Here is a 15,678-nt window from a genome sequence, read left to right on the forward strand (position 1 = left end):
CCGCACAGCCCGTGCTGCGCATCGGTTGGCCGACAGGCCAATCAGGACGTTGACTGCCGGGCGGCGGTGGAGCCGATCGTCAGCGGAAGCTCGAGCGTGAACATGGCGCCTTGCCCGACACCCTCGCTGTGCGCCTCGAGCGAGCCGCCCAGTTCCTTCGCCGCGAGCGCCGAGCTGTGCAGGCCGAAGCCGTGTCCTTCCTTTTTCGTGGTGAAACCGTGGCTGAAGATCCGCGTGCGGTTCTCGGTCGCGATGCCCACGCCATTGTCGATCACGGCCACGCGGATGCGGGCGTCGTCCTCCGTGATCCGGATCGTGATTTGGCGCTCGGCCTGCTTGGTATCGCGACAAGCGTCCTTGGCGTTGTTGATCAGGTTCAGCAGGACCTGCATCAGCCGGTGCCGATCGCTCACCAGCACGGGCCGCGCGCAGAAATCGCGCACCGCGGCGATCCCGTAGCGCTGAAACGCGTTCTGGCTCATCCGGAGCGCGTCCTCGACCAGTGGAATGAGATCGATCTCCTCCGTCACGCCCGAGATCCTCGCATAGTTCTGCTGCATCGTGACGATTTCCTTGATGTGATCGATGTTGCGGCGGACGAGCTCGAGTTCCTCGACGATCTTCTGCTGCTCGGTGACGAGTTCGCCGCTCAACGCGCCGAGATAGGCGGGGATTTTTCGGCCGCGGGCATCAGAGGTGAGGAATTCGCTCAGGTTGCCGCTGTGCTCCTGGAGCAGGTCCACGATGCGTGCGAGATTGACCGCTTTGGAGCGCCGCACGTGGTCGGCCGCCATGGAAGCGGACACGTTCACGCTGTTGAGCACGTTGCCGACGTTGTGGAGCACGCCGGTGGCGACCTCGGCCATGCCTGCCTTGCGCGAGATGGTGAGCAGCTGGTTGTTCAACTCCTCGCGCTCCGCCTCGACCTCCTTGCGTTCCGTGATGTCCTGCGAAATGCCGATCAACCCGACGATCTGGCCGCGGCGATCGCGCAACGGCACCTTCGTGGTCGCCAGCCAGCAGGGATGACCGTTGATGCTGCTGGGCTCCTCATGCAGGATAAGCGGCTCACCCGTCTGCAACACGCGCTGATCGTCCTCCGCGTAGCGTTCGGCGATCTCGCGTGGGTAAATGTCGAAGTCGGTGCGGCCGACGACGGCGAGCCCGTCGTCCACGCCGAGCAGCCGCGCATGCGGCGCGTTGCTGACCACGAACTTCCCGAGGGCGTTCTTGACGTAGAGGTAGACGGGCAGGTTGTCGATCAGCGTGCGGAGCAGCTTGCGCTCCTCGGCGAGGACTTCCTCGGACCGCTGGCGCTCGCCGATCTCGAGTCGCAGATCCTGCGTGCGCGCCGCCACGCGGGCCTCAAGATCGCTGTTCGCGCGCTGCAACGCGGTCTCGGCCCGATGCAGCTGGGAGTTTTTGCGGGCGAGGAGCGCGAGCGAAACCAGCGCGGTCGCGACGATTCCCAACAGCAGGGCGACAATCCACAGCACGCGCGAGGCTGTCCACCACGGCGGGCGCTCCAGCACCTGCACGTCCGCAGGGGACTGCAACTCGAGCCGGATGGCGTGCGGCTGCCGGTATTCGTCGAGCAGCACGCGATAGACCCCGGTGAGTTCGAGCAGACTGCCCAACTCGAGCGGCCGATCGCTCGGCCCGCTCCACGCCGCCTCAAACAGCGTGCGTCCGCGCTGGAGCTGGAGTTTGGTGTTTTCCGGCGTGGCGGCCTGGTCCAGCAGCCGGCCGCGCACGCTCACGCTGGTGCCGTCCAGCGCCGGGTTCGGCGGGTCGAGCTCGGTGAGCGCCACGGCGTGGGTCGCCGGTGCAGGGCCCGTGCCGGTGCGGTGATAAACCGCATCGCGCATGATCAACCGCATGCCCTCATGGCCGGGAAAGCCCACCACGTTGACGCGATCGCCGGGCTGCAGCGGATCCCGCTGCCGGCTGAGGACGAGCAGATGGTCGTCGCCCTCCTCGAGATAAAGTAAGACTCCGGGTCGATGCAGTGCGACGACGCCGGAAACCTGCACGCGCCGGTGGAGCTGGCCGGCGGAGCCGATCTGCAGCAGGCTGCCAATGGGTTGTTTCGGAGTGGCGAAGAGGTCCGCGGGAGCGGGCTCGCGCACTTCGATGAATTCCTGGCCAGGCACCCACAGCCGGGCGCCGACGAGTTGCCGGCGGTCGTTCACCACCACGTCGCACACCGCACGGAGATCGACCAGCGCACCCACCAGCCCGTGGTCCGGCGGCAGTGCCGGCACATGCGCCACCAACTCACCGCCGGGCGTGGTGAGCTCGACCTGCGCCAACCCGTCGCGGGGTTCCTCGACCGATCGCACATAGCCGCGGAGCTCGATCCACTCGCCATACTTGGTCCCCGCCAACGCCTGTTCGAAGGTCACCCGTTCCGGCGTGGGCAACGTCTGCCCGAGCCCGGTCGTCCATCGCTCCGCCGCAATGACCGGCGCGTAGTCGCCCGATTGGGTTGCGCCGGTGACGACCACGCCCATGGCCAGCTTCGGGCGCTCGATCGAGGAATCCGGCGGCAGCTGCACCCGCACGCCGCCGGTGGCATCCTGCAGGAAGAACCAGCTGCCGGACGGATCGATCCAAGTGACGACGCCCTGCAGTTCGGCGGGATAACCGCGTGCGGCCTCGGCGGGTGCCAGCTGGCGAACCTGCTCGGTCATGCGAAGTCGCGCCTTCACCGCCCGCAGGCCAGGAGACAGCGGTTCGTTGACGGTCGCGGCACGTGGGCGGACTACGCTCCGCAGCAGGCGTGGTTCCACGCCGACGACGTCCGGATAGCCGATCGCCTCCACCTCGGCGCCGGTGGGGAGCACGTTCGGCTGACGCGTGAACAGCCGCACCTGTCCCGTTTCGTCCCGCACGGTCAGCGACTGCCCGGGCTCCTGCGCGCGCACCGTGCCTGCAATCCGGACCAGTTGATCCCGCGGAACGCGGCCCAGAGCCTCGATGTTCGTGCGGGTCAGCGTGAAGCGGTAGTCGTCGTCGAGCCACGACTGCAGCTCGATGTGGCTGGGGCTTACGATCCACATCTCGATGAAAGGCTGTTTCTGCGCCGTGTCGAATTTCGCGGCGAAGACGCCGCGCATCCGCACATACGCGCCGCGCCATTGGGGAATCGGCTGGCTCGCGTCGACGTGCACATGGGCGGTGAGCGACCAGTTGTCGCCGACGACGAGGAGTCGCTGGTGCGTCGCGTCGGAGTCGGCCTGCTCGGTGACGAGCCCCGTGGCGGTCACCAGCCGGAGGTTGAAATCGGCCGGTGCGGAAATCGAATCGGGGATCGCGCTCGGCGTGGGTGCGAACGGCCCGAGCGGTTTGATGGTGGTGCGTTCCCACACGATCTGCTGGCGGCCCGGACGCGCGACGCCGATGATTTCGAACTTCTCGCCGGAACGCAGCGGCAGGGGAATGCGGCCCGTATCCAGATAGCAACCGGCGCCGTCCCATTCGGCCCAGAGCACGTTCCATTCGGAGTCGTAGTAGTGGACGCCGATTTCCGCGTGGATCGGATATTCCCGATCGCCGGCCGTGCTGGTGAGTGTCCAGAACTCCGCACCGGTCGTGATCGTCGGCGGCGTCTCCTCGGCAGCCGGCAGGCGGGGCACGAAAAGGGCGAACGCCAGCGCGAACGCGAGCGTCTTGGCGATTAGGCGCGCGAGCTCCGCGCGGCGGCGCACACCTGGTGACTGCGGATTCCGCGTCGCCGGCGCCGCCGAAGCGCCCGCACGGGGTGGAGTTGCGGAGAGGTCGTGAGTGGCGTCCGCGTCGTTCATTGGCCGGGAGCAGCGGGGTCCGGCAGTTCGAGAATGAACGTCGCGCCGCAGCCGCGGCCGTCGCTGTGCGCCGTCAGCGATCCGCCGAGCTCCCGCGCCGCGAGTGAGCCGCTGTGCAAGCCGAAGCCGTGGCCTTCCTTCCGCGTGGTGAATCCGTGGGCGAAAATCCGCGTCAGGTTCTCCGCGGGAATACCCACGCCATTGTCGCTGACGATGATCTTCACGCGGCCGGCCGCCTGTTCGATCCGCAGCGTCAGCTGCTTGTCCGGCCGGCCGGAATCGTCGCAGGCGTACTTGGCGTTGCGGATCAGGTTCACGAGAATCTGCATCACCTTGTGCCGCTCGAGAATCAGGACGGGGCGCGCGGCATAGTCGCGAACGACCTGAACCTCGTGCCGGCTGAGCGCGCCGGAGTTGATGCGCAGCGCGTCCTCGACGATCTCGACGAGTTCGACCTTCTCGCTGACGCCGCAGACCTTCGCGTAGCTCTGCTGCATCGAAACGATGTCCTTGATGTGCTCGACGTTCTTCCGGAGATGCTCGAGCTCCGTGGCGATGGCGGCCTGTTCGGCCGCGAGCTGTTCACTCAGCAATTCCAGATAGGCGGGGAGCTTCTGGCCCTTCGGATCCTGGGTGAGGAAGGAGGCGAGATCGCCGGCGTGGGCGCGGAACAGTTCGGTGATGCGCGCGAGATTGCCGACCTTCGAGTCGCGCGTCTTGCCGATGACGAGCGCGGTGGAGACGTTGACACTGTTGAGCACGTTGCCGACGTTGTGCAGCACGCTGGTGGCGACCTCGGCCATGCCGGCTTCGCGCGAGGTTTCCAGCAGCTGTTTGTGCAACTGCTCCAGCTTCGCCTCCGCTTCCTTGAGCTCGGTGATGTCCTTGGAAATGCCGACGGTGCCGATGATCTCGCCGACGTTGTTGCGCAGCGGCATCTTGCTGGTGAGCGCCCAGGTCACGCGACCATCGTGCCACGTTTCTTTCTCCACCTTGCCGATCACCGGCTGGCCCGTCTGGATAATGCGCTGCTCATCGTCGAACGCCGGTTGCGCGTGTTCCGGCGTGAAATAGTCGAAGTCGGTTTTGCCCAGCATCTCGTCCTCGGATTTCGCCCGGCAACTTTCGGCCTGGGCGCGGCTGGCGCGGAGGAAACGCGAGCGGAGGTCCTTGAAGTAGATCTTGTCGGGCGAGCTGTTCATCAACCCGCGCAGCAGGTCGCGCTCGTAGGCCAGCTCGGCCTCGGCGAGCTTGATGGCGGTGATGTCGCGGGACACGCCGAACGTGCCGATAATCTGGCCCCGGTCGTCGCGCCAGGGCATCTTCGTCGCCAGCGCCCAGGCGGTGCGTCCGTCCGGCAGCGTGAATTGCTCGAGCCGGTCGATCATGGGCTGCCCCGTGCGCATGATCTCCTGTTCGTCCGCGAAGGCCGCACGCGCATGCTCCGCCGGGAAACAATCGAAATCGGTCCGGCCCTTGAGCGCGTCCGGCGCGGTGAGGCCGAAGAGCCGCAGCATCGTATCGCTGTACCGCACGAAGCGCGACTCGCGGTCCTTGAAGTAAACGAAGTCGAGCGTGTGCTTGAGCAGCGATTCGAGAATCCGGCTGGCTTCGGCGATCGCCGCCTCGGCCCGCTTGCGCGCCGTGATGTCGCGCCAATTGACGACGAATCCCACGCAACGCCCCTCGACCAGCTGTGGCGAAACGTAGCGTTCGAGCAGCCGGCCATCGCTGAATTCAATCACGTCGAACGCGGGCGTCTCTGGATGGCGTTGCAGCTCCTCGGCGCGTTTCAGGAACGCGGCGGGATCCTTGACCAGGTGCGCCACCTGCCGGCGCAGGTGGGAGACGTCGGTCCCCTGCAGCTCGGTCGCGGGCACCCGCCACAGGTCCGCAAACTTCGTGTTGAACGAGACGATCTTGCCTGCGCGGTCCACCGCCAGGATGCCGTCGGTGACGGACTCCAGCGTGGCGTGCAGCAGAGCGACGGAGCGCGCGAGCTCGCGGGTGCGACCGGCGATGCGCGCCTCGAGCCGGTCATTCTCCTCCCGCAACCGGTGCTCGGCGGCGCGGATGTGCCGGACCTTCCAGCGGAAGCCGGCGAACAGCCCACCGGCGATGCTCAACCCGCAGAGACTGTAGAACCACGGCGTGGCGTAGAAAGGGGGGGGCAGCGTCAACGCCAGCGTATCGCCGGTGTGGTTCCACACGCCGTCGGCGTTGGCGGCCTGCACGCGGAACACGTAGCGACCGGGTTTCAGGCTGTATTGCGCTGAGCGCCGGGCGCCGGCCTCGATCCAGCCCGGATCGAACCCTTCGAGCTGGTAGCGCAACTGCACGCGTCGTGGTGAAATGTAGCTGAGCGCAGTGAAAAAGAACTCCACTCGCGGGGCGGCAATCTCGATTGGCTGGTCACGGACTTGGGCGACGGCGGTGCCGTTCACCTCGACGCGCTGGATATGCACCGGCGGGGGCACGCGATTCACGACGTAGTCCGCGGGATCGATCATCACCACGCCCCACGGATTCGGGAACCATATCCGGCCATCGGCGCTGCGGCAGCCGGAGTATTCCTGATCGACGCGATCCGTGAATTTCACCGATTCCTCACCGTCAAACGGCTCGCACTGAATCCGACTGCTGCGCCCGTCGGCGAAATCGTGAAGGGCCTGGCGACTCACCCGGTAGATGCCGCGGCCGGAATTCACCCAGAAATAGCCGGTATCATCGGGGACGATCGCGTAGGTGCGGTTGTCGAACAGCCCGTTCGCCTCGGTGATGTTGCGGAGATCATTGCCGCGGATCCGGGCCATCCCCGTGGACAGGCCCGCCCAGATGCAGCCGTCGCCGTCCTCGAAGACGAAATGGACGCGATTGCCCGAAAGTCCGTCCACCGTGGACCATTGGCGGAACTCGCCGTTCTTCACCCGGAACAGCCCGTTGTAGCAGGCCACCCAGATGGCGCCATCGCGCGCGGTGGCGAGATTGTCGAACCACTGGAACTCCGGTCTACGGTCGCCTTTGAAGGAGTAAGGCTCCAAGCGACCATTTTTGAGTCGCATCAGATTCGGCCCGACCCCGGCCAGCACGCCCTCGTCGTCTTCGGTGAGCGCTTCGGTCCACTCGCTGCTCGAATAACGCGCGGCGAGGCGACCGCCGGAAAGCACACTTATACTCTTGTCGCCGTCGACCCAGTAGAAGTCACCGTTGCGGGCTTCCAGGCCAAGTTTGACGTAGGGGTTGGATAAAAGGGCCGGGTCGGTGTAATTGGTGAATCTCCGGCCGTCGAAATGCGCAAATCCGTGGGTCGTGGTGATCCAGATCCCGCCCGCGGCCGCGGCTGTGACCGTGAGACTGCCACCGTGGTGCAGCCCTTCTTTCTCCGAAAAGATCGGAAACTTCAGATCGGACACCTGGCTCAATCCGCTCTGCGTTCCGACCCACAGACTGCCCTCCCGATCCTCGAACAAAGCGGTGACGTATTCGTTAGCGAGCCCGTCGATTTTCTTCAGGGTGCTGAACTGCCCATCCTGATAGCGAACAAGGCCCGAGGCGCTGCCAATCCAGGTGATACCATGGCGATCAACCAGCAGCGCGGTGATCGGATGTGAGAAAGCCGGCAGCGCCATCGGCTCACCATTTGCGTCGTAGCGCCGCAGCTCGTGTTCGAGCGCTACCCAGAGCTCGCCATTGGGCGCGGTGGCAAGACCCTTGATCACGTGCTTGGTCAGTTCGGCGTCCCGAAACCGCGTGAATCGACCGTCCGACCAGGAAAAAACTCCCGTCTCCTGCGTTCCAATCCAAATGCGGTTTTGCGCATCCTCGTGCAGACATACGACGCGCGTGATGGACTCGTCGAAGATCGAACTGGCCGGCTGCTCCGGCATCCAGCGACCGATCGACCGGTCCGTCCCCGTCCACACGGTCCCGTCGCGGGCTCCGAGGAGAGTGTGGCCGTTCGTGTTGGCATCGTTCCAACGCTGGTCACTGATCCGCGAAAGATCCCGGCCATCCCAATGACCGAATCCGCCCGCGTTGAGGGCGAACCATAATCCGCCGTTGGCCGCGGCCGCCATGCTGACGATCTCCTGGCTGTTCGCCTCCGGCAGCTTTGCAGGCAGGGCCGTGAACTCGGATCCGTCAAACCGCAGCAGGCCGTTCTGCGTGCCGATCCAGATATAGCCGTCGCTCGTTTGGGTGATCGCATTGACCTTGTTGCCCTGCAGCCCGTCATGTCGGGTCCAGTTCTGGACGTTGAACTGGTAGACGGATTTTGCCGGGTCGAGCGCGTGGGCGCTGGGCGACAGCAGCAGGCCAAGGGCGAACGCAAGTGGCCAGCAGTGGATTCGTCGGTTCATGCGAAAGGATGTGATCCAGTCTATGGCCTCAACTGCCGCGCAGAGCACGATTGTTCTCAGCCACATCCTTCCGGCCGCCGCTGCTGCCGTTGGTTTTCACGTGGCCGACGGCTTGCCGCCCGCCAACTGCAGCGCGGCTGAAGGGCGCGAGGCGCGGAGGCAACGTCGCGGGGTCGTGTGTGCACTTTACCACGCAACGTAGATCGGTCGGGTTGGCCCGTTCTTGAGGGGCCCGATCAGCGCGAGGCGCGGCGTGCGGCCGGGAGATCAGCCCGCGGAACGCACGAATAGCTCTTGCGAGCGCGTGACGGCGTCGCCCGAAGTGTCGCGTTCGAGCACCTGACGATAAAAACTCTCATAGCGCGCAACGATCCGCTCGGTCGAAAACACGGTTTGCGCTTTCTCGCGCGCGGCGGCGCCGAGTTGCGCTCGCCGGGCCGGATCGGCGATCAACGACTCCACGGCGCGCGCGAGGTCAGCGGGCTCCGCGGACGGCACGAGCAGTCCGTTGCGACCGTCGTCCACGACCTCGGGAATGCCACCGACGGCGGTGGAAACACTCGGCCGGCCGAACGCCATTGCCTCGAGGATGCTCAGACAGAAGCTTTCGGAATCCGACGTGAACAGCCCGAGATCCGCGGCGTTGAGATAATCTTCGATCTCGAAGACGTGGTGCCGCACGATCACCCGATCGGCCAGCCCGAGCCGCCGCACATCCGCCGCGAAGGGGCTGAAATCCCCGCCGGCCAGGATGAGCAGGCGGAAGGATTCGCGCGCGCGAATCAAGGCCACGCTCTCGAGCAGCCGGTCGATGCGCTTGATCGGCCGCAAATTCGAAAGGTGGAGCAGGAGCGTCTCGTGCGGAGCGACGCCGAGTTCCTTCCGCACCACCTCGCGCGGCCGCGCCACCGGCCGGGGCGTGAAGAAATTGTGGATCACCTCGATCGGACAGCCAGGGCCGAGCACGCGATGGGTTTCCTCCTCGAGGAATCGGGACACCGCGGTGACGGCGTCGGACCGCGCGAGTGCGTGCCGCACCGCCGGGCCGTAGCCGGGATCGCGCCCCAGCAGCGTCGTGTCCGTCCCGTGCAGCGTCGTGATCAGCTTGGGCCGGCGGTTTTCCGGCAGCATCTCGAGCGCGAGGATCGCCGCCGTCGCATGCGGTACGGCGTAGTGCACGTGCAGGATGTCGAGCGCGTGGTCGCGGCTGACCTCCGCCATCTTCACCGAGAGCGGCAGCGTGTAGTCGCGGTGTTTGAAGAGATCGTAGTCGCTGATGACGACCGGGTGGAAAAACAGATTGGGTCCGTCGAGCTTGATCCGGAACGGCCGCTCGTAACTGATGAAATGCACCTCGTGGCCGCACCGCGCGAGCTGCTCGCCCAACGCCGACGCGAGAATCCCGCTGCCGCCCACCGAGGGGTAGCAGGTGATTCCGATCCGGAGTGGGCGTGGCGACGACATGACCGTGGGCAGGGGGCAGGGGACAGTTCAGAAGGTGCGGGCGGCGCGATCGAGGGCGGCGAGCGAACGCAGTACCGGTGGATCGTTGGGCCAGAGGGGAATCGCCTGCTCGACGCCCGCGCGCAGCCCGTGCAACCGGGCTCGGGTCAGCTGAAACTCGACGTAGTTCCGCGTTTTCATCTGCGATGCGTGCACTTCCATGGCCGCGCGCCACGCGTTGATCACCGCCGGCTCCGAAACGTCGATCAGGACGGGCGAGAGATCGCGCGGCTCGGCCTCGGCCGTGACGGCATACCAGAAGAGATGTTCGATCGCGTGCGGGGCGAGCCGCCGCAGTTCGGCCAGCCCGCCGTAGCGAGCCAGCCGCGTGGCGTCGCGCACGAGTTGTCCGAGCCGCCAGTGATCCGGGTGCTGGTTGGGCACGAGGCTGGGGGCGAGCACCACGCGCGGTCGCAGCCGGCGCACGATCGCCGCGAGCTTGATCGCGTGCACGGCCTTCACCTCGAGATGCGCGTCGCCGTCGAGCGTGATGAACTCGACCGTGGCGCCGAGCTGCGCGGCCGCCGCGCGGGCCTCGCGCTTCCGCTGCGCCGGCGTGCCGTTGGTGCCGGCTTCGCCCAGCGAGGTGATGACGAAATGCGCCCGTCGGCCGGCACGGGTCTCGCTCGCGACCACGCCGCCGCAGCCGAATTCGATGTCGTCGGGATGCGCACCGAAGGCGAGCACGGCGGCGGCGGGTTCCGCGCGTGGCGCGGCGCGGTCAGGCGGTGTAGGCTTCATCGGAACGATCGATGGTTTCGCGAGGGACAAAGGTGATATCGGGCGCCTCGGCCGGATTGAGATAGGCCTGTTCGCCGGCGCCGGCAATGTAATGTGTGCACTGCAGCACCGATTGCATCCAGCGGAGCCGCGAATCGCGCGTGGGCGAGATCTGCGCCTTCGTGAAGGCCGCCGGCGGCAAGGTGATATAGGCGTTGCCGCCCTCGTGCAGCTGGAGCGCGCCGTCGAGCCACCGCGCCCGCACGGTTTCGCCCTGGTGTGGCACGTCGACGAAGAACTCGTTCACGTCGCAGGCGGCGAGGCGAACCGCAGGATCGCTCGAACGCACGACGCGCACGCCCTCGAGCAGTCCCATCCGACGATACATCTCGAGGCAGAAGTCCGCGACGTTCGCCGCCGGGTTGGTCTTGAACGCCTCGATCAGCTCGGTGCCGACGAACGCGCCCAGCTGGCGCGCGGTGGTCTCGCGCCAGCCGTCCGGGATGCGCTTGAGGTGCAGCGGCGTGAATTTGCGCTGCAGCTTGTTCGCGAACGCGAAGTTCATCGCGAGTGGTTCGCCGGTCTTGCGATGCCGCAGGATCGTCTGCGTCTCGCGCGGATCGTGATCGCTGTCGTGACAGAAATACACGATCTCGCCGCCGATCTCCTGCTGCAGCCGCCAGGCGGTGACGATTTTCGCGTAGAGGAACCGCCGCGGGAAAAAGCCGCACGGTTGCTGGCCGAAGCAAATGACGGGAGACCGGTCGCTCATTCTTCCAGACCCTTTCGATGCAGCACGGCGTGCAGCAGCAGACTGAAGAGCATGCAGGCCGCACAGCCAATGAGGTTATACCAGAGATAGGAAATCGTGAGCGACGCGTAGAGGATGAACACGAGGGTCTGCGCCGCCACCGCCGCCCAGAACACCGCCGTGCCCCCGACCCGCTTCAGGAAGAAAGCCACGAGAAAAATCCCGAGCACGACGCCGTAGAAGATCGAGCCGAGAATGTTGATCGCCTCGATGAGGTTCTCGGCGAAGCTGGCGAAAAGCGCGAAGCTGATCGCGAACAGGCCCCAGAACGCGGTGAACCATTTCGCGACGCGCACATTGCGCCGTTCATCGTGCGCGGCGAGCGGTCGGAATACGCGCCAGAAATCGATCGTGCTCGTCGTGCCGAGCGCATTGAGCTCGCCGGCCTTCGAGCCGAGCGCCGCGGCGATCATCACGGCGATGAGGAGCCCGATCGCACCGTGCGGGAGTTCGGCCAGGATGAAACCGATGAAAACGTAATCCGAATCCTTGGTGTGCGCGCGCGGATCGACGGCGAGCAGCGCCGTCTTTGCCTCGGCGCGCACCACGTTGGTCGCCGCATCAGCCGCGAGCAGTTTGGCGTGCGCGGTTTCGACGGCTGCGGAGTCCCCCGTGTCCTTGGCGGCGAGCCACGCTTGCAACGCGCCGTGTTTTTCCGCGTGCAGCGTCGCATGCCGCTCCTCGAGCGAACGAAACACCGCGCCATTCGGACCGGCCGCGTGCCGCTGCCACTCGACGCGGTTGTAGAACACCGGCGCCGGCTGGAACTGATAGAACACGAACACCAGTGCGCCGAGCAGCAGGATGAAGAACTGCATCGGGATCTTGAGCACGGCGTTGAACATCAGCCCGAGCCGGCCCTCGCGCATCCGCGCCCCGCCGATGTAGCGCTGCACCTGGGATTGATCGGTGCCGAAGTAGGAGAGCGACAGAAACAACCCACCGAGCAGTCCGCTCCAGAGCGTGTAGCGGCGATCCGGATCGAGTGAAAAATCGACCGCCTGCAGCTTGCCCATCGCGCCGGCAACCTCAGCTGCGCCGTGGAACCCGAGCCCCGCGGGGAGCTTCGTCAGGAGCACGATAAACGCGGTGATCATGCCGCCAAAGATCACGAGCATCTGCCATTTTTGCGTGAGGCTGACCGCGACGCTGCCGCCGGTCACGGTGTAGACGATGACGAGCAGGCCGGTGCAGATGATCGTGAGATCCAACCGCCAGCCAAGGACGGTCGAGAGGATGATTGCCGGCGCGTAGATCGTCACGCCGGCCGCGAGTCCGCGCTGCATCAGGAACAGTCCGGCGCCGAGCAGCCGCGTTTTCCGATCGAAGCGATGGCCGAGAAATTCGTAGGCGGTGTAGACATCGAGCCGCCGGTAGAGCGGGAGAAAGACGGCGCACACGATGATCAGCGCGAGCGGCAGCCCGAAATAGTTTTGGACGAAACCGATTCCGCTTTCGAATCCCTGCCCGGGGATGGACAAAAACGTAATCGCGCTCGCCTGCGTAGCCATGACGGACAGCCCGATCGTACCCCAGCCCGTGGACGCGTTGCCCTTCAGGTAGGTGTTGAGGTTGTCCGTGTGCCGGGTGTGCCATGCGCCGTAAGCGGCGATGCCGAGCATGGTCCCGAGCAGGATGAGCCAATCCAGCGTGTTCATCCGTAGACGTGCGAGAACACCGTGAGCAGCACGACCACCAGCACGAAGCAGCCGAGCACGAAGGCATATACCCCCCGCCACGTGCGAAAGCCCGGCACGCCGGGCGGTTCATCGGGTGGTAGTGGCGGAAGGTGGGAGGCGGACATTACAGGAAGCGCAAGACGCGCGCGGAGCGACCGAAGTCACGCCGGCGTAGCAGCAGATGAGAAAGTTATTTCCCGAGCGAGACGAGATTGGCGAACAACCGATACGCGCCCGGCACGCCGGCGGGCAGTTCGCGGAACCAGGACAAACTGCTGTAGACGACATGGCCCCGGCCGTGCCGCGCCACCAGCAACGTGCCGCGCAGTGGCGGCTCGCCCGGATCGCTCATCGAGACAAGCGGCGTGAACTCCGGGCCCCACGAGCGCGGGACAAACCGCGCGCGCTCCTGTACCCAGCCGGCGAAGTCGGCGGGCGTGATGCGATTGGGGGTGGCGAAGACCGGATGCTCCGGCTCGAGCAGCGTCACCGCGGCCTTGGCGTCGGTCACACGGTCACGCGATAGCTCGAGCGCGTAGGGCGCGAAGCGCGTGCTTTGCAGGCCGTAGGCGGTGTTGTATTGCACGATCAACGTGCCGCCCTGCTCAACGTAGTCGAAGAGCGCGGGCATGCGGCTGTCTAGGTCGCTCCGGGTGTTGAACGCGCGCACGCCGATCACGATCGCATCAAAGCGGCGCAGGTTCTCCGGCGCGAGGGCACCGTTGGACAACGTCGTGACCGCATAGCCCATCCGGCTGAGGCTTTCGCCCACGAGATCGCCGGCGCCGGGCAAATAGCCGATCTGGTGGCCGCGCGTGGCGAGTTCGAGGCTCACGGCCTTGAGCTCGGCTGGCGGCTGCAGCAGCTGCGCCGGAATGTGGTCGTAGCGAATTTCTATGCGGGCGTGATCGTAACGCTTCCCCGCGACCGTTGCCGCCGCGCGCAAAAATCCGGTCGCCGCATGATCTGGGGCGGTCACTTCAAACGTAAACCGCGCCTGATCGCCGGCCCGCGCGATCGAGAAGGACTGGCTTGCGGGCGTCGCGCGCCAGCCGTCGGGTGCGGACAGCTCCAGCGTGCCGCTCGCGTTCGGTCGCGCGGCGGTGATTTCGACGAGGACGGATTTGGTCGTACCGGGCGAGAAGAGTTCGAGCGATTGCGGCCAGCCGAGCGAGACCGGCGGAATCACATCCAGCCGCCGACGAATCTCGCCACGGACGGGATCGTTGATGACCTGCACGGGCTCGTCGGAGATCACCAAAGTCTGTCCACCGACCGTAAAGCGATGCTCGATGGGAAACACCGGCGGATTTTCCGCCCGGCCAATCAAGGCGTGGTCTTCGACCACAAACATGCCTTCCGGGCCAGGCGCACGCAGCCAGTAGGGCTGGCTCACGGGCGTGTCCGCAGGGAGCGTGGGCGCGCCGCTGCGGTTGATCGGCTGGTTTTCGCCGAGGGCGATTGACTCGCCGGACGCGTCGCTGCCGAGCGAGGGATAACGGACGCCGAGCCATTGCACAGGGACACTCGACCGTAGCACGGCCGTGTGCCGCAGCTTGAGCTCCTCGCCGGGCACGACCTGTGCGTCGGCCACGACGGTTTCCACAAACAGCCCGAGGCAGGTTTGGAGAATATGATCGAGCTGTGCACGCTTAAGCTCGACGAGCGGATCCGACGCGAGGTCGGCGAGCTGCCGCCGGATGTCGAGAATCGCGGGCACGCTTTTCGCCGGTTCGTAGGGATCGAAATGCGCGATCAACTCGTCGATCAAAGGTGCGAGGGCCGCGCCGCCCGGTATGCGGGCCCACGTCCCGTCCACGCCGTCGAGGATGTCGTGCGTGGCGGGCTCGCCGGCGAGCAGCGTGAAGTTTTCCGGCGCCGGACCGCGCGTGCCGGTGCGACCTTCGCCCTGGCTCTTGTGCATTGAGCGACCGCGCGCGCCGATCTCGCCGAAGGATTCGCCGAGCAACGGATCATAGCCGCCGCAGTCGAGCTGGAGCGTGTTCGCGGCGGTGGGCGCCGTTGAGCCGGGCGGAGTCCAGCTGTTCCAGAGCATGCGTTTGGGCTGCCACGGCGGCAGGCCGCCGAGTTCGTCGTGAAAGGCATTGGGATCGCCGGCGAGCTTGAACGCCTCGAGCGCGAGGATGGCCGACGCGGTGTGGTGGCCGTGCGTGCCGCCCGGAACGGGGGAGAAACGTGTCACCACGATATCCGGCCGAAATTCGCGGATGACGTGCACGATGTCGGCGACGACCTGCTGGCGGTCCCAACGTTGCAGCGTGTCGGCGGAATCCTTGGAGAACCCGAAATCGCGCGCGCGGGAGAAATATTGCTCGCCGCCATCGACCCGCCGCGCGGCGATCAGTTCGTGGGTGCGGATGACGCCGAGTTGTTCGCCCAGTTCGCTGCCGATCAGGTTTTGGCCGCCGTCGCCGCGGGTGAGCGAGAGATAGCCGGTGCGGAGCGCGCGGCCGCGCGCGAGGTAGGGGAGCAGCCGGTTGTTCTCGTCGTCCGGGTGGGCCGCGACGTACAGCACGCTGCGGAGTTCGCGGAACGAACGCAGCTCCTGCAGCAGCGTCGACGCGGTCACCGGCTCCGTGGCGCACAGCCGCGGAAGCGACGCCAGCGCTAGGAGCCCTGCGACGCCGGCGGTCCTGCGCCAACTGAAGGTATGGAAACTACGCGGCACGGACGCCAGGAGGGGAATCATCGCGAATCGGAAGGGAGTGTGGTTCGGCAGACGAACCAAGGCCGGAAGAGTTTCACCACGGGTGCGTCAATCCAGCCTGCGTCTGCAAAGA

Annotated in this window: 8 protein-coding genes; all 8 read right to left on the bottom strand. The window is 66.1% G+C overall.

Going from position 1 to position 15,678, the window contains the following annotated elements:
• Positions 1 to 41: 41 nt before the first annotated feature.
• The 8 genes from OTER_RS24185 to OTER_RS13230 all read right to left on the bottom strand — a co-directional run bounded on the left by OTER_RS24185 (position 42) and on the right by OTER_RS13230 (position 15,587).
• Positions 42 to 3,806 carry a sensor histidine kinase gene (locus OTER_RS24185; RefSeq protein WP_012375420.1) on the bottom strand — a complete coding sequence of 1,255 codons (3,765 nt, stop codon included), beginning with the start codon at positions 3,804 to 3,806 and terminating at the stop codon, positions 42 to 44.
• A complete protein-coding gene (locus OTER_RS24190; protein WP_012375421.1) occupies positions 3,803 to 8,164 on the bottom strand; it encodes a PAS domain S-box protein in 4,362 nt (1,453 codons plus the stop codon). Before OTER_RS24190 ends, OTER_RS24185 begins: the two co-directional genes overlap by 4 nt.
• A gap of 267 nt (positions 8,165 to 8,431) precedes the next feature.
• Positions 8,432 to 9,628 carry an N-acetyl-alpha-D-glucosaminyl L-malate synthase BshA gene (gene bshA / locus OTER_RS13210; RefSeq protein ID WP_012375422.1) on the bottom strand — a complete coding sequence of 399 codons (1,197 nt, stop codon included), beginning with the start codon at positions 9,626 to 9,628 and terminating at the stop codon, positions 8,432 to 8,434.
• A 27-nt stretch (positions 9,629 to 9,655) separates the two neighbouring features.
• Positions 9,656 to 10,408 (bottom strand): PIG-L family deacetylase, encoded by a 753-nt coding sequence (locus tag OTER_RS13215; RefSeq protein ID WP_012375423.1) that lies wholly within the window; start codon positions 10,406 to 10,408, stop codon positions 9,656 to 9,658.
• Positions 10,389 to 11,159 carry a hypothetical protein gene (locus tag OTER_RS13220; RefSeq protein WP_012375424.1) on the bottom strand — a complete coding sequence of 257 codons (771 nt, stop codon included), beginning with the start codon at positions 11,157 to 11,159 and terminating at the stop codon, positions 10,389 to 10,391. The genes OTER_RS13215 and OTER_RS13220 overlap by 20 nt, the downstream gene beginning before the upstream one ends.
• Entirely contained in the window at positions 11,156 to 12,856 is a 1,701-nt protein-coding gene (locus OTER_RS13225) for a sodium:solute symporter family protein (protein ID WP_012375425.1), read from the bottom strand. Before OTER_RS13225 ends, OTER_RS13220 begins: the two co-directional genes overlap by 4 nt.
• Positions 12,853 to 13,002, bottom strand: a complete 150-nt coding sequence (locus OTER_RS26215) for a hypothetical protein (protein ID WP_012375426.1) — start codon at positions 13,000 to 13,002, stop codon at positions 12,853 to 12,855. The genes OTER_RS13225 and OTER_RS26215 overlap by 4 nt, the downstream gene beginning before the upstream one ends.
• Before the next feature lie 65 nt (positions 13,003 to 13,067).
• Positions 13,068 to 15,587: a PIG-L family deacetylase gene (locus tag OTER_RS13230; RefSeq protein WP_012375427.1), complete on the bottom strand. Its 2,520-nt coding sequence runs from the start codon at positions 15,585 to 15,587 to the stop codon at positions 13,068 to 13,070.
• Positions 15,588 to 15,678: the final 91 nt, after the last annotated feature.

The sequence above is a fragment of the Opitutus terrae PB90-1 genome, assembly GCF_000019965.1.
In the GTDB taxonomy this organism is placed as follows: Bacteria; Verrucomicrobiota; Verrucomicrobiia; order Opitutales; family Opitutaceae; genus Opitutus; species Opitutus terrae.